Below are 20,505 nucleotides of genomic sequence, written 5' to 3'. Positions count from 1 at the left end.
AGAGGCTATTATATCATAACACAAAGCATTCACTACTATCTTTATGCACAAAAAGGAAAGGCATCATCCTATTTGAATGATGCCCAGCTTCCTTTTTAAATTCATCCCAGTATTTCCTGAAGCTTTTGCGTCAGTTCGTTTTTTTCCAGTTCAAGAACTTCACCCGTTTTACGGATTTTCACTTCGACGATTCCTTCGGACGCCCTTTTGCCGACCGTCACCCTCACCGGAAGACCGATCAAGTCAGAGTCAGCAAATTTCACCCCGGCACGCTCTTGGCGATCATCCAGCAGAACATCCATGCCTTTTGCCTTAAGTTCTGAATACAACTCCTCTGCAAGGGCGGACTGTGCCTCATCCTTCACATTGATTGGAATCAAATGGACGTGATATGGCGCTAAATTCGTTGGCCATACCAATCCTTTATCATCGTTGAATTGCTCTGCTACGGCTGCAAGTGTGCGCGAGACACCGATTCCGTAACAGCCCATGATCATGGGCTGTGACCGTCCGTTCTCATCCAGGAATGTCGCATTCATCGCTTCGGAATATTTAGTTCCGAGTTTGAAAACATGACCTACTTCAATCCCTTTGGCGAATTTAATTGTCCCTTCTCCATCAGGTGATGGGTCACCCTCTTGGATGAAGCGAAGATCAATGTAATTGGCCACGTTAAAATCACGGTCTGGATTTACATTCACATAATGACGATCCTCATCATTCGCTCCGCAAATGCCATTCACGATTGCTTCGATGGCAACATCCGCAATCACTTCCACTTCGGAAGCGACACCGATCGGTCCCAGGGATCCAACTGCGCAGCCCAAGACTTCTTTCGTCTCGTTAGGGTCTGCCAATTCAACAACTGAAGCGTTGAAGAAATTCTTCAATTTGATATCATTGACTTCATGGTCGCCACGCACAAGTACCAATACATGCTTTTCATCCACATTGAACAATAATGACTTGATCAGTTTATCCTTATCGGCATTCAAGAATGCCGCAACTTCTTCAATCGTTTTTTGACCTGGAGTATTAATTTTTTCAAGTTCTTTTTGTTCTTCTTTGCTTTTTTCATATTTGACGCTTACCGGTGCCATTTCAATGTTAGCTGCATAATCGGAAGTATCGGAATACGCGATGGTATCCTCGCCGATTTCCGATAGGACCATGAATTCATGGGTATCCTTACCGCCCATTGCCCCGGAATCGGCTATGACGGCACGGAAATCAAGACCGCAGCGGCTAAAGATATTTGAATATGCTGCATATATTCTTGTATAAACAGCATCCAGGCTTTGTTGATTTGCATGGAAAGAATATGCATCCTTCATGATGAATTCACGTCCGCGCAGCAAACCGAAACGTGGTCTTTTTTCGTCACGGAATTTCGTTTGGATTTGGTAAACCGTTAACGGCAGGCGTTTGTAGGATTTGACTTCATCACGGACAAGGCTCGTTATCACTTCTTCATGTGTCGCGCCAAGCGCAAATTCACGGTTGTTGCGGTCCTTTAGGCGCATCAATTCAGGTCCATACGTATACCAGCGACCTGATTCCTGCCAGAATTCGGCTTGTTGCAAAGCAGGCATCAATAGTTCGACAGCGCCTGCATTCTCCATCTCTTCCCGAACGATAGCTTCAACCTTTTGAAGCACTTTTTTTCCAAGCGGCATGAAACTATAGACCCCGCTGGAATTCTGTCGCATGAATCCTGCACGCAATAATAGCTGATGGCTCTTGATTTCAGCATCTGCCGGCACTTCTCTCAATGTAGGGATCAACGTCATACTTTGTTTCATATCTGCACCTCTTCAATAATTCCTTAAAATTAATCGATGGCCATGGCAACTGCTACCATGGCATCATCGGGTAAAATCATAAAAAAATGTACTTTTCTTCTAAGCTTATTTATTATACTCATTCTCGATTATACTGACGATTTCGCTAGAAAACAAACTATTTCCCTAAAATGACTAAAAAACTATGATATCAGAAACAGCCAACAGAGAAATCTGCTGGCTGTTTAACTTTATGCATTCATGGCTTACAAGAAGAAACGTTGAATGTCATTCCATGTAACGACGATCATCAACAGCATCAGCAGCGCGAAGCCAATAAAGTGAACCATTCCTTCTTTTTGCCGATCGATCGGTTTTCCTCTTAAGAACTCTACGACAAAGAATAACAGTCTGCCTCCATCCAATGCAGGGAGCGGGAGCAAATTCATGATTCCGAGGTTAATGCTGAGCAATCCCGCCCATTTCATCAACGTGAATATGCCCTGCTTCGCGACTTCCTCCGTCGATTTGTAGATCCCTACAGGACCAGAAAGGCTGTCTATCGTAAACCCACCCGTTATGAGGTCGCCAAGGATGATGAAGATTTGCTTTGTCCAGAAATATGTTTCCGTAAAGCCGTATTGGATCGCTTTGATCGGAGCTTTTTCAACGGGAGGATATACACCGATAATCCCTATTTTCTTACCATCACGCTCCACTTCTTGGGGAACGACAGGCACTTCGAATGTTTTTCCATCCCTGTCCACGACGAACTCGATCTCCTGCCCAGGATTTTTTTGGATGCTTTCCTGAACATCTTCCCAAGAGGAGACTTCCGACCCTTCAATGGATTGAATGATATCTCCCGACTTAAGCCCGGCGTTCACAGCCGATCCTTCCGGGGTCAGTTCGCCAAGCTTCGCTTCATCAACGACGACTCCCTGAAATAAGCCGATCAAAACAAAAATGACAAAAGCCAAAACAAAGTTCATCGCCGGACCAGCCAAAATCGTCAAGAAGCGATGGCCGAGCGATTTCGAGGCAAACTGCCGCTCGTATGGAGCAATCTGATTTTCCACTCCGTTTTCGACGATTACCGCTTCCTTATGGATGGCAAACGTCTTTAATGTATCTTCCTCGCCCTCTTCATAACCAGTAAGGATCAGTTTATGATCCAGGTCGATCAATTCCACTTCAACAAGGCGAATATCAGGGTATTTATCTTTGTTGTTCATGATGATTTTGGTAACATTCTCTTCCTGATCGAACATTAATCCGACACGATAGCCGGGCTTCAGTTCTATATTTTCTGCGTCCTCCCCAGCCATGCGCACATATCCGCCCAAAGGAAGCAATCGGATCGTATAAACGGTTTCTTGCTTTTTGTACGTGAATACTTTTGGTCCAAAACCGATTGCGAACTCACGGCATAAAATTCCTGCACGCTTTGCAAACACTAAATGTCCAAGCTCATGGAAAAATACAAGAGCGCCAAAAATGATGATGAACGCTATAATCGTTTCTAAAGTCTGCATGTTCCAATCACCTATCTTTCACTATAGAGTCTATATACTGCCTAGTCATGATATCCACTTCAGAAATGGTTTCTAAATCAGGAAGGGGGATGACGGAATGCTGATTCAGTGCCTTTTCTATCAGCGTCTCAATCTCAAGAAATGATATCTTTCCAGATAAAAATGCAGCAACTGCCGCTTCATTGGCTGCATTCAGCACGGTTGTCATCGTTCCGCCCATTTTACCCGCTTTATAGGCGAATTGCAAACAAGGATATCTAGTGAAATCCATCTCACTAAAATGAAGCTTCCCCGCTTCGGCCAAGTTCAGGCGCTTTCGTCCTTTAAGTGGCACCCTGTCTGGATAAGTAAGGGCATATTGAATCGGAACCCGCATATCCGGTGTCCCCAATTGCGCGATCACGCTGGAGTCATGAAACTCAACCATGGAATGGATGATGCTCTCCTTATGTAGCAATACATCAATTTTATCGTAAGGAAGATCGAATAGCCAGTGTGCCTCAATCACTTCCAACCCCTTATTCATCATGGAGGCTGAATCAATCGTGATTTTTGCACCCATCGACCAATTCGGATGGTTCAATGCCTGTTCCACCGTTACTCCTTTCAATTCTTCCCTGCTTCTATCGCGAAAGCTGCCACCTGAAGCAGTAATGACCAGACGTTCGATATTTTCAGCATTTTCTCCTTGTAGGGCCTGAAATATTGCGGAATGCTCACTATCCACAGGAAGCAATCTTACACCAGCTTTTTTCGCTTCACTCATGACCAGATGTCCTGCCGTCACCAAAGTCTCCTTGTTGGCGATGGCAATATCCTTTTTAGCCTTGATCGCTTGGAGTGTAGGGTAAAGACCCACGCTTCCTATGACGGCATTGACCAAAATCGTCGCTTGATCGTAAACGGCAACTGCAGTCAACCCCTCTTCGCCATACATGAACTCAATATCTTTACGGCTGAAGAATTCATTTTTCAATAGTCGATAATCCTCTGCCGTCTGGACTGAAACCAGTTTCGGTTCAAACTCTTCTATATAAGCCCTCACCAATTCTATATTCTTTCCAGCGGAAAGCGCTACAATTTTGAATTGCTCAGGATGGGACCTCACCACATCCGCCGTTTGCTGACCAATCGACCCTGTTGCGCCCAATAGGCTGATATTTTTCAAATTATTCATCTCCTAATTCCTTACGCTTGCCAATATTTATATTATAAAACATGCAATAAATGCAAAATCGGTAAAATGAATATCAAACTATCTAGCCTGTCCAATATTCCGCCATGCCCTGGAAGAAGCTTCCCAGAGTCCTTAACACCATAATGGCGTTTATACGCCGATTGGACAAGGTCCCCCAATTGGCCAAAAACCCCGATAATCAAGGATATCAATAATAGCTGGAATAACGTGTATTCCAAGCTGGAAAAGGCATAAAAGAGCCCCCCCACTATCATCGCTGAAAAAACTCCGCCGACAAAGCCTTCCACCGTCTTATTTGGGCTTATTTCCGGCCATAGCTTTCTTTTGCCTATAGCCTTGCCAATGAAGTAGGCTCCGGAATCCGTTGCCCAGATCGTAAATAAGGTAAGCAAGATATAGATCAGACCCATTCCAGCAGAATCACGGGTTTCGAATAGATAGTAGAAGCCCACTCCGAGGTACAGGATGGAAATCACTAAAAATCCTGCATCATCGAAGTTAAATCGGTTTTTTGAAACGACAGTATACAATAACAGCAGCAAAACCCCTATCAAGAAGATTTGCACCTTATCATAATGAATCTCAGCCAAAAAAGCTGTGTATTGTTCAGGCAATAAAAGCACCCATAATAAAATGTGTGAAAGAATCGCTTCAAAAGAAACCGCACGCATATGTTTCATTTTCATCAATTCATACAAACCGATGGAAGCCAAAAGATAAACCGTCAATAAAAAAGGGATTTCCCCTAAAATAACCAGTGGAATGAAGATGGCGGCAACTACGACCGCCGTAATAATTCGTTGTTTCATTATTCCATTTTCCTCGCCTTCTGCTTTAAACGCCACCGAATCTCCGTGAACGCTTTTGATACTCCTCGACCGCCTGCAATAAATGTTCCTCACTGAAATCGGGCCATAGCACCTCTGTAAACCATAACTCAGTGTAAGCAGCCTGCCATAGCATGAAATTACTTAATCGGATTTCACCGCTTGTGCGAATAAGTAAATCAGGATCTGATAAATGCTTCGTCATTAAATAGCCGGAAAGCATTTGCTCGGATATATCTTCCTTTATTATACCATTCTTAGCATCTTGGATAATGCTATTCACTGCGGAGACAATCTCTCCCCTGCTTCCATAGTTCAAAGCGAAATTCAGGATCATTCCATCATTATCCTTCGTATCTTCCATTGCCCTAGTAACGGCATTTTGAGTGTGGGATGGAAGGAGTGACAAATCACCAATGGTTTCCACCCTTACATTTTCGGAAATGAGCTCAGGCAAAAAGGTCCCAAGAAATTCCTGGGGAAGTTTCATCAAAAAGTCGACTTCACTTTTCGGACGTTTCCAGTTTTCCGTTGAAAATGCATAGACAGTCAAAGTCTTGACCCCTAATTTATTGGCAACCTTCGTAATTTTACGAACAGTTTTCATTCCTTCATGATGTCCCGCCACTCGAGGCAATGCCCGCTTTTTCGCCCAACGGCCATTTCCATCCATAATGATAGCGATGTGCTGAGGAACATCAAACTTCTGAATATGCTGAATCCTAATTGTTACATCGGAAGAAGCATCTTTTTTAACGAAACGCTTCCATAGTGAATACATATGTTAGTCCCCCATCAGGTTGTACTTATCTCTCTACAAAGGCAATATTCTCGTGCGCTATGTATATCAAGCATTTTTACAAAAAAGAATCTATATTATAATATCAAAAAAAAACTGGTTCTCATATTATTATTATGAAAATTATTTCTTCAGTAGAAGTCGGCAAAGGTGAATCATAACAAGTTTTTTTCCATTACAAGTTTACATTACAGCAAAAAAAAGCAAAAAAGGGCCACCTCCACACCATCATGAAACATCCTAACTTAAAGGGAACACATTATCGGAGAAACCTTATTATAACAGTTTTCTCTTTTAAGCACACCTTTATGTTAGAACCAAGACATGATCAGTAAGGATTAGGCCCTCATTTAAACAATTCCAGTAGTGAAATTATACTTCCAAGATTTCTTTTTCTTTATCTTTGGTAATTTCATCGATTTTCGCGATATTGCCATCCGTCATCTTTTGAATGTCATCAGCATAGCCCCGTAAATCATCTTCCGTGATCTCACCATTTTTTTCAAGCTTCTTCAAATCATCGTTAGCATCGCGACGAACGTTGCGGATCGCAATTTTCGCTTCTTCAGCTTCTTTCTTGACAACTTTAACAAGCTCTTTTCTTCTTTCCTCCGTTAAAGCTGGAATCGCTATCCTGATGATTGATCCATCATTTGAAGGGTTTAAGCCTAGGTCTGATTTTAAAATCGCTTTTTCAATCTCCCCTAAAACCGTTTTATCATAAGGTTGAATCACCAATAGTCGAGCTTCCGGTACAGAGATGCCTGCCACTTGGTTAACTGGTGTTTGAGAACCATAATAATCAATGGAGATTCTATCAAGTAATGAGGCATTTGCCCTGCCGGCACGGATGCTGGCTAATTCACGTGTGTACGCTCCAATGGCTTTTTCCATTTTCGTTTTCGCATTTGAAATAACTTGCTTCGGCATTCTTATTTCCCCCTAACTATTGTTCCAAGCGTTTCGCCTAAAACGGCACGTTTTATATTGCCTTTTTCCATGATCGAGAAGACGATCAATGGAATATCATTGTCCATACAAAGCGATGAAGCAGTTGAATCCATTACTTCCAAACCTTCTTTAATCACATCTAGATAGGAAAGTTGGTCATATTTCACTGCATTTTTATCCTTAACAGGATCGGCATTGTATACGCCATCCACATTGTTCTTAGCCATCAGGATGACATCAGCTTCAATTTCAGCAGCACGCAGAGCGGCAGTGGTATCTGTGGAAAAATAAGGATTGCCTGTGCCAGCAGCAAAGATTACGACTCTCTTCTTCTCCAGATGCCTGATTGCACGGCGTCTGATGTAAGGCTCAGCAACCTGCCTCATCTCGATTGAAGTCTGTACGCGTGTTTCAATCCCTAGTTGATCAAGGCTGTCTTGTAGAGCCAAAGAGTTCATGACAGTTGCCAGCATTCCCATATAATCCGCATTGGCACGATCCATGCCCATTTCGCTGCCGATCTTTCCTCGCCATATGTTTCCGCCGCCTACAACTACCGCCACTTCCACGTCAAGCTCTGCCACTTCCTTGACTTGTTCAGCAATAGATTTAATTACAGCAGGATTAATTCCAAACCCTTCTTCACCGGCTAATGCTTCGCCACTGAGTTTCAATACAACACGTTTATATTTAGCGTTACTCATGACACCCTCCAACTATGTAATCTTATTCAATCGTTCATCACGCTTTAAACGGCAATGATGCCAAAAAGTTTCAAAAAATAGGGAACACCAGAGTGTTCCCTATTTTTATTTAACAGTTAGTCTTTTTTAACTTGGTTCATTACTTCTTCAGCGAAGTTTTCTTGACGTTTTTCAAGACCTTCCCCAACTTCATAACGAACGAATGATAGAAGTTTTCCGCCTTTTGATTCAACGAATTCCCCTACTTTTTGATCTGGGTTTTTAACGAAAGCTTGCTCATTCACACAGATTTCTTCGTAGAATTTGTTGATGCGTCCTTCAACCATTTTTGCAACGATTTTTTCTGGCTTGCCTTCATTAAGTGCTTGCTGTGTAAGAACTTCGCGCTCGCGTTCTAATTCACTAGCATCGACTTGGTCACGAGAGATATATTTTGGGTTAAGAGCAGCAATATGCATGGAAACGCCTTTAGCTGCCTCTTCATCAGTTGTGCCTTCAAGAACGGAAAGTACGCTGATGCGCCCGCCCATGTGAAGGTATGCACCAAATGCATCGCTATCTGTTTTTGTAACAACTTGGAAACGGCGAAGCGTTAATTTTTCCCCGATTTTAGCAACTGCTGCATTGATATGATCTGCAACTTTTGCTCCATTTTCCATTGTTTGCTCAAGAGCGACTTCAACGCTTTCAGGTTTGTTAGCAAGAAGGAATGCAGCCAATTCTTTAACAAGATTTTGGAAGCCTTCGTTTTTAGCAACGAAATCAGTTTCAGAGTTGACTTCAAGGATTACAGCTTCATTTCCTTCAACAACGATGGAAGTCAATCCTTCAGCAGCAATGCGGTCTCCTTTATTGGCAGCTTTTGCAATTCCTTTTTCACGCAGGAAATCGATCGCTTTTTCCATATCGCCTTCCGTTTGTACAAGCGCCTTTTTACAATCCATCATGCCGGCACCAGTTTTTTCACGCAATTCTTTAACTAATTGTGCAGTGATAGCCATAATATATATCCTCCTCAAATTAAATGCAGTTTATTCAATTTTTACCCATTTTTGCCAGAACATACCGTTATTATCAAAGAAATTAATGAAACTTAGCAGAATCCCAGGTCAACCAGCCAGAATACTCCGTCTTATCGACAAGTCCGAATGGCCGAGGGTCCTTTTCCCATAAAAATCAGCCTGCCCCTTCCAACATTGGCGTGGTGATTTATGTATGCTTATTTAGTGCAAAAAAAAGGGATAAAAGGCATTATCCTCTTATCACCTTTTTCTTGCTGAATAAGCAACCTTTTTTTGCTTATTAAGCAGTTGTTGTTTCAGTTGCTGTTTCTTCACCTTGTTTAGCTTCTAAGATAGCATCTGCCATTTTACCTGTTAATAATTTAACAGCACGGATTGCATCGTCATTCGCAGGAATAACTACATCGATTTCATCCGGATCACAGTTTGTATCAACGATACCTACAAGCGGAATGTGTAATTTATGTGCTTCCGCAACAGCAATACGCTCTTTGCGAGGGTCGATAACGAAGATCGCATCTGGAAGAGTCTTCATATCTTTAATGCCGCCTAAGAATTTCTCTAAGCGATCCCATTCTTTTTTAAGTTGGATAACTTCTTTTTTAGGAAGTACTTCGAAAGTTCCGTTTTCTTCCATTTTTTCGATATCTTTAAGACGAGCAATACGTTTTTGGATTGTTTCGAAGTTTGTTAAAGTTCCGCCTAACCAGCGTTGGTTTACATAGTACATACCTGAACGGATAGCTTCTTCTTTAACAGATTCTTGAGCTTGTTTTTTTGTACCGACGAAAAGGACAGTGCCGCCGTTAGCAGCTAGTTCTTTCACGAAGTTATAAGCTTCTTCAACCTTTTTAACTGTTTTTTGAAGGTCGATGATGTAGATGCCGTTACGCTCAGTGAAGATATATTTCTTCATTTTTGGGTTCCAGCGACGTGTTTGGTGTCCGAAATGCACACCAGCTTCAAGCAATTGTTTCATTGAAATGACTGACATTTTAGTTCCTCCTAAATGGTTTTGTTTTTCCTCCGCACCGATCATTTTCATGCAGAAACTGTCGAAACAGCACCAACTGCAAGAATCACGGGGCGTGTGTATTAACACCATTTCATAATATATCATAATGACTGTTAACAAGCAATACATTTTTATCTATTCTTGCGAAACTTCAGTAATAGTTCTATTTCCGTCTGACCTCGACCCAGTTTTTTTGCAATTTCCTCCAACGAATGCCCCTGCTGCACCAATGCATCCACTTGTTCATCCAATGATGGCTCCTTCATAGAAGACTTCAATAGATCGGCAAAATCCTTTCCAGGCTGCTCCCCTTCAACGATTGGCGGATGGCCATCCGTTGAAAGCTCCATTCTGTCCTCGACCTCCAATCGCAAGGGCCTGCCTTCACTTTCTGCGGGCTTGTTTTTGTATGCACCGAGAGCCTGCCTTTTGAAGGCGGCACTATTTTCCACTTTAAACCCATCAGGCATATCCTGATCTTTGTTTACTTCTTTCTCTTCGATGGAATCTTTATCTTGGCCCTGCCATTCCTTCGGCAGATGCCGGTTATCCGTGCCAGCTGTCTCGGTTAACGCCTGTATTAAGGCTTCGTTATCATCCTTCATTTCCATCAAATAACCAGACAATAGCTGCTCCATTTCACTGATGGTGGCTTTTTGATCTATTTCCAGCTTGGCTAAACGGTTTTGACGCAAATATAAAATGATGATGGCAAAAATGGAGCATATATTCAATACAAACAACAAAAACATAAAAAATACTAGCATGTTGCCTCCTAAATTAACCTGCTGCTTTCGTTTTGCAACCATTTTGATCCTCGCTGCTCCAGTTCGAACATTCTGTGATTTCGGATCATGCTAAAGGCAGAGCTTCCAATCCCAGTTGCCAATCGAAAAAGATGAATGGATTCATTGCTCTTTCATGACGTTTCTTAATTTGTAAATCGCCTTAGAATGAATCTGGGAAATTCGCGAAGTGGATAAGCTCATCACTTGTCCGATTTCGGTTAAAGTTAATTCCTCTTTATAAAAAAGCTGTAAAACAAGCTGCTCCTTTTCATTGAGCGTTTCGATGACTTTTGCCAATTCCATATACAGTTCTTCCCGTAATACGTGTTCCTCTGGTAAATCGGCTTTTTCATCCTTAATATGAAAATTCTTACTTTCCTTATCATCCTGTTCCTGGTCTTCCATGGAGAGAACATTTGCAAAGAAATTCCCTTGAATGGCAGCGTGCACATCTTCTTCCGGTATATTCAGTTCAGCTGCAATTTCGTTTGGGGAAAGATTCCTCATATACTTTTGCTCTAACTTTTCTATGGCTGCCTCAATTTTCTTGGCTTTATCCCTAGCACTCCTTGGAAGCCAATCCTCTTTTCTTAATCCATCTAAAATCGCACCACGGATTCTAAATGAAGCATACGTATCGAACTTCAGGTCACGCTTCGTATCAAATCGTTCCAGAGCATCGAATAACCCCATCATCCCTAGACTCCTGATATCATCCCGGCTCACATTTTTAGGAAGACTAACTGAAATGCGTTGAACATGATAGGAAACAAGAGGGATATATTTCTTGACCAAAATGTCCCCAGCTCGCGGATCTCTGCAATCAATCCAATTTTTCCAACATACTTGTTCTTCTTCGATGGTCAGATGAGACATTGGACATCCTCCTTACATTGTATACGTTTTATACTCCCTGACAGCATTTTTTTACAAGAGCCCCGTCGCTTGCTATATGTTTTTCGTACCTTTATTGACGGTTCGGATATTCAATAAACAATCGTGCAAATGGAATTCGATCGTCCTTCCGCTATTACCGCCTACATCTTCAGCAACGACCTGAATGTGCAAGTCGGCTAGCTGTTTTCGGACAGCCTCCACATTCCTCGGCCCTATTCTCATTAAATCCCCTCCGGAGGCAAACTGAAACATTTGCGCCCCTCCAGCCAGCTTCGCTTTCAAGAAAGGCATTCTTGCCCCCTCTTTGACTAGGCGCTTCACTAATTCCCTTACGCCTGTATCAGCAAATTTGGCTGCGTTAATTTGCCCCGTCTTGGAGAGTGAAGAGTCCGGCAGCATAACGTGGACCAAACCGGCAACCGCCTTTTTCTCGTCGTAAACAACCACGCCGACGCAGGATCCCAAGCCTGACGTACGGATCGAGCAAGGGGGTTTGACAATTTTCATATCGGCTATTCCGACTTTTACGACCTCTACCTTTAATAATTCAGTCATAAGCCGTCAACTCTAAAGCGCCAAAAATGATTTCAAAGAAATCCGGGTCCGGCAATAAAAAGAAATGACCGTCAATGGAATCGGCTAATAATTGATCTTTTACAAGGACTGTATCAATGACTATCGCTGCGTCACTTTCCTGTGATAGTTCCAATAATCCATAACTGATTGTCGCGCCCACCATATCTATGCTCAATGACGGTACGGACGGAAAAATATTCAACTGTGTAAAATCAGCTAAGGACGAAAGATAAGATCCGGATAATATATTCCCCAATTCCTGCAGGCAGGAAAGCGCGAGTTCGGCATGAGGTGTACTATCAATTGAAAAGGTTTCATCACCGGCCATCTTCCGAATCAAGTATTGAGCCAATGGAAGTGAAAGGACAAAAAACATACTCCCGGAAGCATCACCTTCTATTCTAAGAAAAACCGATGCAACTACATGATCGGCTCCGCCTGCCATCTCGATCATTTCATCGAAGGATACGATCCGGACATTCGGAACATTCATATCGATTTTGCGATTAAGGATGGCCGAAAGTGAAGTTGCTGCATTCCCTGCTCCTATATTGCCAATTTCCTTCAAAATATCGAGTTGAAGAGGGCTGATTTTCTCAATGAATGACATATCATCATCCTTCTATTAGCATATTTTCAGTCACTTCTAAACTTAAAGCCTTTTCCATGTTAATTAATACGAGCAGGCGCTTTTCGATTTTTGCCACCCCGCTTATGTATTCAGAAGCCAAATGACCGACTACTTCGGGCTGCGGCTCGATGCTATTCACTGGAATATCCAAGACATCATTGGCAGAGTCCACGATCAAGCCAACTTCCATATCACCGAGGATGACGATGATGATCCTTGTTGAATCATCGTACTTCACCTCTTCGAATCCAAAGCGCACCCGTAAATCGATAATTGGCGTGATGACACCCCTTAAATTGATTACTCCCTTAACGAATTGGACTGCCTTCGGAACTCTCGTAATATGCATAAGCTTTTCGATTCCACTGACCTTATCAACTGGAATTGCATACTCTTTATCTTGGATTTTGAAAACGATCACTTTCATTTCCTGCGACATTTATTCCCCTCCTCTTAAAACTCAAGTGTGCAGATGGAAGCTTGCCGATATCCTGTACGCGGCACGCCCCAGCCAGCAGCACATGCTTGTCTAATTTCACAATCAATGAATCAATGTGTTGCAATCTATGATTAATGCCACTTGACCATCACCAAGAATCGTTGCTCCCGATATGGCAAAGGCGCTTGTCAAATAATTGCCTAGTGATTTCAGGACCACCTCAAGCTGCCCAATGAACGAATCCACGACCAATCCAGCTAATTTGTCGCCCTTCCTTACGATGACCACAGAAAGGAACTCTTCATCCGGCTGGCTGATCGGCACTTCAAAAATATCTTTAAGGAAAAGAAGCGGAAGCACTTTGCCCCTGAAGTCTATAACCTGCTGATTATGGGCATTCATGATATCTTCTTTTTTTATGATTGCCGTCTCTATGATGGAGGAAAGCGGTATGGCATATTTTTCATCCTGTATGGCTACCAGCATCACGGAAATAATCGATAATGTTAGCGGAAGCTGAATAAGGAATATCGATCCTTCTCCCTCTTTTGAATCGATCGTGACCGAGCCGCCCAGAGACTCGATTGTATTTTTCACTACATCCAGGCCTACCCCTCGTCCAGAAACATCCGAAATAGTTTCGGCTGTCGAGAAGCCAGAAGCGAATATCAATTCATAGATTTGTTTGTCTGTTAGGGTGGCAGCCGCTTCCCTTGTTATAATTCCATTGGAAAGCGCCTTTTTCAAGACCCGCTCTTTATTGATACCTGCCCCGTCATCATCGATTTCAATGAATACATGGTTCCCGCTGTGATACGCTTTTAGCTGGATTTTCCCTTCTTCATTCTTCCCCTTCGCAAGCCGTTCTTCAGGTGTCTCTATTCCATGATCCATGGCGTTTCTCAATAAATGGACGAGCGGATCGCCTATTTCATCGATGACGGTACGATCAAGCTCGGTTTCCGCTCCTGTTATTACCAATTCAACTTGCTTGTTTAAATCTCTAGCTAATTGGCGGACCATTTTAGGGAAGCGATTGAATACCGTTTCCACAGGCACCATCCGCATATTCAATACGATTGTTTGTAAATCGCTTGTAATACGGGACATTCTTTCAACGGTTTCATGAAGCTCCTGATTATCCAGGTCATTGGAAATTTGGTCCAGTCTGCCTCGATCGATTACAAGCTCCTCGAATAGGTTCATTAATATATCAAGCCGCTCGATATTTACGCGAATGGTCTTACTTGATGCAGGTTTAACAGAGGGCTGTTTTTTCTTTTCTTTACGATCGTTCTGAATCATGGGATTTTCTCCCACCAGTTCCTGGTTATCCACTTCAATAACACGATCCTCTTTAACCTCTGCATGTCGCATCCCTTCGAGATCAAGGCTATGGATGATGACGTTATCCACTTCAGAAACCTTCATGATTTTCTTCTGTAACTCTTCACTCGATTCCTTGGTGATCATCGTGACGGTGAATTGCTGATCGAATTGCTCTTCCTCCAACAGTTCGACAGGCGGATTGGATTTGATGACCTCACCAGCTTTTTCGATCACTTCAAAAACCATGAAAACCCGGGCTGCCTTTAACAGGCAGTCTGCACGCAATCCGATTGTGATTTCATAGCTATCGAAACCTTGCTCCTTGGACTGCTGAAGCACTGTCCATTCGAATTCATCGTACTCACCCTCAGTCACTTCTTCCTTATCAAGATCGACTGAAGCTGCTGCCTCCTCTTTTACCGGGGCTGTGACTGACTCTCCTTTCTCAATCAAGTCCAGTTGATGGACAACCTTGGAAACGTCTCTTTTTCCATCTCCGCCTTCTGCTATGGACATGACCATCGCTTCCAAATCATCGACGGCTAAAAATATCACATCAAACACTTCTGGTGTAAGATTGACTTGACTATTACGGATCGCATCCAACACATTCTCCATCTTATGCGTCAAATTGGCTAAATCCTCATAGCCCATCGTTGCGGACATCCCTTTTAAAGTATGGGCGGAACGAAAGATTTCGTTGACAATTGAGAGGTCTTCCGGGTTCTTCTCCAATACCAGCAACTGTTCGCTTGCTGTTTGAAGATGTTCCTTACTTTCTTCAATAAATACCTCTAGATACTGATTCATATCCATATGATCTCCACCTCCACGAGTTAACAATAGCCCATTATCGATTTAGCTATTTTTTCTACATCCTCTATGCTATCTATTAAATTGGTACTGATTGCCGCTTTCGGCATACCAAAAACGATCGATGTCTCTTGGGATTCCGCTATCGCTTTTGTAAGGCCTTTTTGTTTCAGGTCCACAAGTCCGCTCGACCCGTCCATTCCCATTCCGGTCATGATAACCGCTATCTTCGCAAAATCAGTCATTTCACTTACTGCTTCAAAGAGCACATCCACAGATGGCCGGTGTCCATTGCGCAAATCCGATTGATCTAAATGAATCACCCACTTCAACCCTACTTTTCTCACTTTCAAGTGAAAACCACCAGGAGCGATGTAAGCTATGCCCTTTTGGATCAGTTCCCCCTCTTCGGCTTCCTTCACTTGTATCTTGCATAAAGAGTTAAGGCGGACTGCCAAGGAATTCGTAAAGCCGGGAGGCATATGCTGGACTACCAGAATCGGCGCATCGACATCACCAGGAATAGCTGTCAAAACGGTCTGCAAGGCCCTGGGGCCTCCAGTGGATGTACCAATGACAACGATTTTATCATTTCCATTGGACCAGTTTTTTTCATTTTTTTTATTTTCGAGAAGTTCTTCTAATTCTATTTTACTATATTTTCCCCAGACTGACGGGCTTCTTTCAGTATTCAAAGCATTTTTTTGCAATTTTTGTACATTCGCCCGGCTTGCTGCCATAACTTTTTCATGAAGCTCCTGCTTGATTTTATGCAAATCCAGTGAAATTGCACCCGAAGGCTTTGCCACGAAGTCAAACGCTCCACTGCTCATGGCCGCAAATGTATTATCCGTGCCTACCTTCGTTGTGCTAGATAACATGACCACAGGGGTTGGGCATTCATTCATGATCAAGTTCAAAGCTTGCAGGCCGTCCATAATTGGCATTTCCACATCCAAAGTCACGACATCCGGTTGCAGTGCCTTGACTTTTTCCAATGCATCTTTTCCATTTCTCGCAGTACCGATGACCTCAATCTTGTTTTCTTCCGATAAAAACTCTGAAATCAGCTTTCTCATGAAAGCAGAATCATCCACTATCAATACTTTTACTTTATCCATGTAAGGAGACCTACTTTCCAAGAAAATATCTCTTCATATTTTGGAGGAAATTGCTTTTTGGCAAAGCCAAATCCTCCCCAAATGAATGATTTGCATATCTCGTCGCAATGTACATGATGGCTTGGGATACCTCAGCTTTTGAATCGAAAAGGAGAAAGGGCACTTGTTTAGAAACGGCCCTTGAAACGGTTCTGTCGTCTGGAACATAACCTAGGGCCACCGAATCCAGATCCAAAAATTTCATGAAGGCATTTTGCAGGCGACTAATGGTTTCCTTGCCCTCCTTGCTTGAAAAAACCCTATTGCAAACAAGGAAACATGGAATCTCTTTTTTTATGGAATGAATATATTTCATTGCAGAGTAAGCATCCGTGATGGAAGTAGGCTCCGGAGTCGTTATAAGGAATAATTCATCGACACATAATAGGAACTTCATCGAATCATGTGTAATGCCGGCACCCATATCAAATAATATATAATCGTAGTTCGCCAGCAATGAACAGAAGGCTTCATTGAAACGCGTATACTTCACTTCATCAAATGAAAAGAGCTTCATGAGGCCCGTTCCGCCAGTGATGATGGAAATATTCCCTGGACCGATGGTTATGATTTCCTCCAGACTGCGACCATTTTCAAAGAAATCAATAATACTGAAGGGAGAATGCTCCCCGATTAAAATATCTATATTTCCCATGCCGATGTCCATGTCGAACAGCAATACCCTTTTTTCCCTTTTGGATAAGGCAATTGAGAAATTTAACGAAAAGTTAGATTTACCCACACCGCCCTTGCCACTTAAAATGGCAATGGTCCTTGCCATTGTTTGATTTTGACGGGCTTCCAATCTCCTTCGCAGGCTCTCAGCTTGATCTTTCATATTTTTTCGCCTCAAGTGCCATTTTCAATAGCTGTGATGATGTAGCAATTTCAATATCATCCGGAACATTCTGGCCATTCGTTATATAAGCAACCCCCATTTTATGGGTGTTCACAAAATGGAATACAGTTCCAAAAATCGAGGTTTCATCAGCTTTTGTAAAAATGACCTGTTTTATTGGAATGGTAGCAAACTGTCGGTAAATATCTTCCATATCTTTTTGCTTGGAAGTTAATGACAGCACCAAATAGGTTTCCATCTCATCTGTAAAATGAATGATTTCATTGAGATCTTTGACATATTGCGGATTCCTGAAATTCCTCCCAGCTGTATCTATAAAAACATAATCATAATGAGAGAAACGTTCAGTCGCCCGTTTGAAGTCCTCCAAGTTATAAGCCACTTCAATTGGAACGTTTAAAATTTTCGCATACGTCTTAAGCTGATCTATGGCTGCAATCCTATAAGTGTCCGTCGTAATGAAAGCCACCCTTTTATCATGCTTTAAGATGGTTTCTGCTGCTACCTTGGCAAGAGTGGTTGTCTTGCCCACCCCTGTCGGTCCGACAATATTGATATACTTTTTCTGCAGTCCTGGTTTTCCATTGTTAACCTGATCTAAAATCGCCAGCATCGCTTCTTCCAACCAAGACTGTATCTCTTCATCTGACGATTGCTGCTTGTAAGCGAACCATTTCTCATGTAATCCATCCATGATTTTTGACCGAATTGCTGGGTCAACCTCCTGCTCTGTTAAATAAGCATAGGCTTTTTGCAGTCTTTCAGGATAATGACGATTGGATGAATCGATTTGAATCCGATTGATCATGTCCTTCAAGCCTTCGATTTCTTTCAATAACTTGGCATTCCCCTGGGATTCGTCGACATTAGGCGTTTGACCTTCCAGCTGCGGATCGGAAGGCAGCTTCTTCGTTTTTTGCTTGGTTACCGTTTGGAGAGGGGCTGAAACTGGCTCAACCGCAGCAATGACTTCGATATTCCTCTTCTTGAATAAGCCTAGAAAACCGCCTTTATATACAGCTTTTGAGCTTAAAATGACCGCCTCGCTGCCTAGCTCCCCCCTTATTCGCTTCATCGCCTCGGACATTGATGGGGCCAAATATTTCTTTACCTTCAATCGATATTCACCACCCCTACACTTTGTACTTCTACATTGGATTCGAGTTCGTTATATGAAAGAACCGGCACATTGGGAAAATAACGTTCCGTCAATTGACGAACATACATCCGTACTGCCGGGGAACAGAGCAAGATCGGTTGGTGATCCATTAATGTCAGTTCCTCCAGCTTTGCTGCTATCGCCTCCAATATGGATTGCGATATGGTTGGATCAAGCGATAAATAGTTACCATGTTCGGTTTGCTGTACACCATCAGCGATCGTTTTCTCCACTTTCCCCGATAAGGTTATCACTTTAATTTTGTTTTCATCGGTGATAAAGGAATTGGTTATTTGCCTTGCTAAATTCTGCCTCACATATTCAGTAAGCAAGTCAGTATCAGTAGATAGCTTTCCATAATCAGCAAGTGTTTCGAATATGATCGGTAAATTCCTGATGGACACCTTTTCCTTCAATAACTTAGCCAACACTTTTTGCACATCACCTATCGACAATGGGTTAGGTGTGACTTCCTCAACAAGGATCGGTGAGGATTCACGAAGATGATCGATCAGCTGCTTCGTTTCCTGCCTGCCCAATAATTCCTGAGCATTGGCTTTTATGACTTCCGTCAAGTGCGTGGAAACAACACTTGGCGGGTCCACGACTGTATATCCCATCATCTCGGCATGTTCTTTCATATCATCCGTGATCCATTTGGCCGGTAAGCCAAAGGAGGGCTCAATCGTCTCGATCCCTTCGATTGAATCATCCTCCATTCCCGGACTCATGGCCAAGAAATGATTAAGGAGCAATTCTCCCTTGGCCATAACACTCCCCTTGATTTTCAAACGGTATTCGTTTGGATTCAATTGAATGTTATCACGTATCCTGACAACTGGAATGACGAGCCCCAATTCGATGGCAAGCTGTCTGCGGATCATGACGACTCGATCCAGCAGGTCTCCTCCTTGATTGGCATCTGCAAGAGGGATCAGTCCATATCCAAACTCAAATTCGATCGGGTCAACACTTAACAGGTTCACGACACTTTCCGGACTTTTCATTTCATCCGTTTCCAGCACCTCTTCAAGCTCCTGAATTTCACTTTCGTCCTGCTTTGGTATGCGAGAAATGGTATACCCGCCCACGACCAACAAAGCTGCAATTGGCAATGTGAACAAGTCGGAAATCGGGGTGAATAACCCTAACAAGAATATCGTCGCTGCTGTCAGATAGAGCATTTTAGGAAATTGAAACAGCTGTTCCACTATATCTGCTCCGAGATTTCCATTCGAAGCTGCCCTTGTCACGACTATTCCCGTAGCTGTTGAAATCAATAAAGCAGGCACCTGACTGACGATGCCATCACCAACGGATAACATCGAAAAATGGGTCGCCGATTCAGCAAAACTCATATCCAATTGCATGACACCAATGATCATGCCAAAAATCAAGTTGATGATGACGATGATGATACCAGCAATTGCGTCCCCTTTTACAAACTTGCTCGCCCCATCCATGGAGCCATAAAAGTCTGCTTCATTACTGATCTTTTCCCTTCTGGAACGTGCTTCCGTTTCAGAAATCATCCCAGCATTCAAATCCGCATCAATGGCCATCTGCTTTCCTGGCATCGCGTCCAGCGTAAACCTGGCTGCAACCTCCGAGACACGTTCCGACCCTTTCGTGATGACAATGAAATTGATGATGACCAAAATGATGAATACAACCAATCCTACAAGTACATTACCTCCGACTACAAATGACCCGAAGGTTTCTACGACTCCGCCAGCATCTCCGTATGTCAAGATGGCACGTGTCGTCGAAACGTTCAACCCCAGCCTGAACAATGTCAGTAAAAGGAGCAACGAAGGGAAGATTGAGAATTCCAGAGGCTCTTTCATATTCATCGTTGTCAATAGAACCAGCAGCGCAAGAGAGATATTCAAAAGAAGTAAAATACTTAACAACCATGTCGGCAATGGAATGACCAACATGGCAACGATCATGATGACGCTCGATATAACAACTAAATCTCTTGCTCGCATGTTTTTCTCTCCTAACTAACGGGTTGCCTTT

19 protein-coding genes are annotated in these 20,505 nt (G+C 42.8%); all 19 read right to left on the bottom strand.

All coding sequences use genetic code 11. The features are described from left to right. Window positions 1-101 precede the first annotated feature (101 nt). Window positions 102-1,802: a proline--tRNA ligase gene (locus tag QNI08_RS06605; protein ID WP_285766625.1), complete on the bottom strand. Its 1,701-nt coding sequence runs from the start codon at window positions 1,800-1,802 to the stop codon at window positions 102-104. 245 nt (window positions 1,803-2,047) lie between these two features. Further along, a complete protein-coding gene (gene rseP, locus QNI08_RS06600) occupies window positions 2,048-3,316 on the bottom strand; it encodes an RIP metalloprotease RseP (RefSeq protein WP_285766624.1) in 1,269 nt (422 codons plus the stop codon). A 7-nt stretch (window positions 3,317-3,323) separates the two neighbouring features. Further along, the gene (dxr, locus tag QNI08_RS06595; protein ID WP_285766623.1) at window positions 3,324-4,484 is read right to left on the bottom strand and encodes a 1-deoxy-D-xylulose-5-phosphate reductoisomerase; all 1,161 of its coding nucleotides are present in this window, start codon (window positions 4,482-4,484) and stop codon (window positions 3,324-3,326) included. Window positions 4,485-4,525: 41 nt separating this feature from the next. After that, window positions 4,526-5,323 (bottom strand): phosphatidate cytidylyltransferase, encoded by a 798-nt coding sequence (locus QNI08_RS06590; RefSeq protein ID WP_285766622.1) that lies wholly within the window; start codon window positions 5,321-5,323, stop codon window positions 4,526-4,528. Between the two features lie 25 nt (window positions 5,324-5,348). Then, the gene (locus QNI08_RS06585) at window positions 5,349-6,122 is read right to left on the bottom strand and encodes an undecaprenyl pyrophosphate synthase (RefSeq protein ID WP_285766621.1); all 774 of its coding nucleotides are present in this window, start codon (window positions 6,120-6,122) and stop codon (window positions 5,349-5,351) included. Window positions 6,123-6,512: 390 nt separating this feature from the next. Further along, entirely contained in the window at window positions 6,513-7,070 is a 558-nt protein-coding gene (gene frr, locus QNI08_RS06580) for a ribosome recycling factor (protein ID WP_285766620.1), read from the bottom strand. Window positions 7,071-7,072: 2 nt separating this feature from the next. Then, window positions 7,073-7,795 carry a UMP kinase gene (gene pyrH / locus QNI08_RS06575; RefSeq protein WP_061144645.1) on the bottom strand — a complete coding sequence of 241 codons (723 nt, stop codon included), beginning with the start codon at window positions 7,793-7,795 and terminating at the stop codon, window positions 7,073-7,075. A gap of 116 nt (window positions 7,796-7,911) precedes the next feature. Beyond that, window positions 7,912-8,796 (bottom strand): translation elongation factor Ts, encoded by an 885-nt coding sequence (gene tsf / locus QNI08_RS06570; protein ID WP_285766619.1) that lies wholly within the window; start codon window positions 8,794-8,796, stop codon window positions 7,912-7,914. Between the two features lie 301 nt (window positions 8,797-9,097). Beyond that, a complete protein-coding gene (gene rpsB / locus QNI08_RS06565) occupies window positions 9,098-9,811 on the bottom strand; it encodes a 30S ribosomal protein S2 (RefSeq protein WP_034313644.1) in 714 nt (237 codons plus the stop codon). Between the two features lie 152 nt (window positions 9,812-9,963). Next, window positions 9,964-10,599 carry a hypothetical protein gene (locus QNI08_RS06560; protein ID WP_285766618.1) on the bottom strand — a complete coding sequence of 212 codons (636 nt, stop codon included), beginning with the start codon at window positions 10,597-10,599 and terminating at the stop codon, window positions 9,964-9,966. 141 nt (window positions 10,600-10,740) lie between these two features. Then, a complete protein-coding gene (locus tag QNI08_RS06555; protein WP_285766617.1) occupies window positions 10,741-11,496 on the bottom strand; it encodes a FliA/WhiG family RNA polymerase sigma factor in 756 nt (251 codons plus the stop codon). Window positions 11,497-11,568: 72 nt separating this feature from the next. Continuing rightward, the gene (locus QNI08_RS06550; RefSeq protein ID WP_285766616.1) at window positions 11,569-12,072 is read right to left on the bottom strand and encodes a chemotaxis protein CheD; all 504 of its coding nucleotides are present in this window, start codon (window positions 12,070-12,072) and stop codon (window positions 11,569-11,571) included. Next, entirely contained in the window at window positions 12,065-12,703 is a 639-nt protein-coding gene (locus QNI08_RS06545; protein ID WP_285766615.1) for a chemotaxis protein CheC, read from the bottom strand. Before QNI08_RS06545 ends, QNI08_RS06550 begins: the two co-directional genes overlap by 8 nt. A gap of 4 nt (window positions 12,704-12,707) precedes the next feature. Continuing rightward, complete coding sequence (locus QNI08_RS06540; RefSeq protein ID WP_285766614.1) at window positions 12,708-13,163, bottom strand: chemotaxis protein CheW; 456 nt, start codon at window positions 13,161-13,163, stop codon at window positions 12,708-12,710. Between the two features lie 102 nt (window positions 13,164-13,265). Then, complete coding sequence (locus tag QNI08_RS06535) at window positions 13,266-15,308, bottom strand: chemotaxis protein CheA (protein ID WP_285766613.1); 2,043 nt, start codon at window positions 15,306-15,308, stop codon at window positions 13,266-13,268. A 20-nt stretch (window positions 15,309-15,328) separates the two neighbouring features. Next, window positions 15,329-16,426: a protein-glutamate methylesterase/protein-glutamine glutaminase gene (locus QNI08_RS06530; RefSeq protein WP_285766612.1), complete on the bottom strand. Its 1,098-nt coding sequence runs from the start codon at window positions 16,424-16,426 to the stop codon at window positions 15,329-15,331. A gap of 10 nt (window positions 16,427-16,436) precedes the next feature. Continuing rightward, the gene (locus tag QNI08_RS06525) at window positions 16,437-17,303 is read right to left on the bottom strand and encodes a MinD/ParA family protein (RefSeq protein ID WP_285766611.1); all 867 of its coding nucleotides are present in this window, start codon (window positions 17,301-17,303) and stop codon (window positions 16,437-16,439) included. Continuing rightward, complete coding sequence (gene flhF, locus QNI08_RS06520) at window positions 17,287-18,441, bottom strand: flagellar biosynthesis GTPase FlhF (RefSeq protein ID WP_285766610.1); 1,155 nt, start codon at window positions 18,439-18,441, stop codon at window positions 17,287-17,289. The genes QNI08_RS06525 and flhF overlap by 17 nt, the downstream gene beginning before the upstream one ends. After that, the gene (gene flhA / locus QNI08_RS06515; RefSeq protein ID WP_285766609.1) at window positions 18,438-20,474 is read right to left on the bottom strand and encodes a flagellar biosynthesis protein FlhA; all 2,037 of its coding nucleotides are present in this window, start codon (window positions 20,472-20,474) and stop codon (window positions 18,438-18,440) included. Before flhA ends, flhF begins: the two co-directional genes overlap by 4 nt. Window positions 20,475-20,505: the final 31 nt, after the last annotated feature.

Origin of the sequence: Peribacillus folii (assembly GCF_030271255.1) — a bacterium.
Lineage (GTDB): Bacteria > Bacillota > Bacilli > Bacillales > DSM-1321 > Peribacillus.
Note: the sequence above shows the minus strand (reverse complement) of the source record. Positions and strands in the feature narration are given on the sequence as shown.

What these genes read in the sequence shown, in the direction of transcription:
- flhA (WP_285766609.1), bottom strand. Translation starts at nt 20,474, where the DNA reads ATGCGAGCAAGAGATTTAGTTGTTATATCGAGCGTCATCATGATCGTT.
- QNI08_RS06605 (WP_285766625.1), bottom strand. Translation starts at nt 1,802, where the DNA reads ATGAAACAAAGTATGACGTTGATCCCTACATTGAGAGAAGTGCCGGCA.
- QNI08_RS06525 (WP_285766611.1), bottom strand. Translation starts at nt 17,303, where the DNA reads ATGAAAGATCAAGCTGAGAGCCTGCGAAGGAGATTGGAAGCCCGTCAA.
- QNI08_RS06545 (WP_285766615.1), bottom strand. Translation starts at nt 12,703, where the DNA reads ATGTCATTCATTGAGAAAATCAGCCCTCTTCAACTCGATATTTTGAAG.
- QNI08_RS06560 (WP_285766618.1), bottom strand. Translation starts at nt 10,599, where the DNA reads ATGCTAGTATTTTTTATGTTTTTGTTGTTTGTATTGAATATATGCTCC.
- rpsB (WP_034313644.1), bottom strand. Translation starts at nt 9,811, where the DNA reads ATGTCAGTCATTTCAATGAAACAATTGCTTGAAGCTGGTGTGCATTTC.
- QNI08_RS06540 (WP_285766614.1), bottom strand. Translation starts at nt 13,163, where the DNA reads ATGTCGCAGGAAATGAAAGTGATCGTTTTCAAAATCCAAGATAAAGAG.
- tsf (WP_285766619.1), bottom strand. Translation starts at nt 8,796, where the DNA reads ATGGCTATCACTGCACAATTAGTTAAAGAATTGCGTGAAAAAACTGGT.
- QNI08_RS06555 (WP_285766617.1), bottom strand. Translation starts at nt 11,496, where the DNA reads ATGTCTCATCTGACCATCGAAGAAGAACAAGTATGTTGGAAAAATTGG.
- QNI08_RS06535 (WP_285766613.1), bottom strand. Translation starts at nt 15,308, where the DNA reads ATGGATATGAATCAGTATCTAGAGGTATTTATTGAAGAAAGTAAGGAA.
- QNI08_RS06530 (WP_285766612.1), bottom strand. Translation starts at nt 16,426, where the DNA reads ATGGATAAAGTAAAAGTATTGATAGTGGATGATTCTGCTTTCATGAGA.
- QNI08_RS06550 (WP_285766616.1), bottom strand. Translation starts at nt 12,072, where the DNA reads ATGACTGAATTATTAAAGGTAGAGGTCGTAAAAGTCGGAATAGCCGAT.
- rseP (WP_285766624.1), bottom strand. Translation starts at nt 3,316, where the DNA reads ATGCAGACTTTAGAAACGATTATAGCGTTCATCATCATTTTTGGCGCT.
- pyrH (WP_061144645.1), bottom strand. Translation starts at nt 7,795, where the DNA reads ATGAGTAACGCTAAATATAAACGTGTTGTATTGAAACTCAGTGGCGAA.
- QNI08_RS06585 (WP_285766621.1), bottom strand. Translation starts at nt 6,122, where the DNA reads ATGTATTCACTATGGAAGCGTTTCGTTAAAAAAGATGCTTCTTCCGAT.
- frr (WP_285766620.1), bottom strand. Translation starts at nt 7,070, where the DNA reads ATGCCGAAGCAAGTTATTTCAAATGCGAAAACGAAAATGGAAAAAGCC.
- QNI08_RS06590 (WP_285766622.1), bottom strand. Translation starts at nt 5,323, where the DNA reads ATGAAACAACGAATTATTACGGCGGTCGTAGTTGCCGCCATCTTCATT.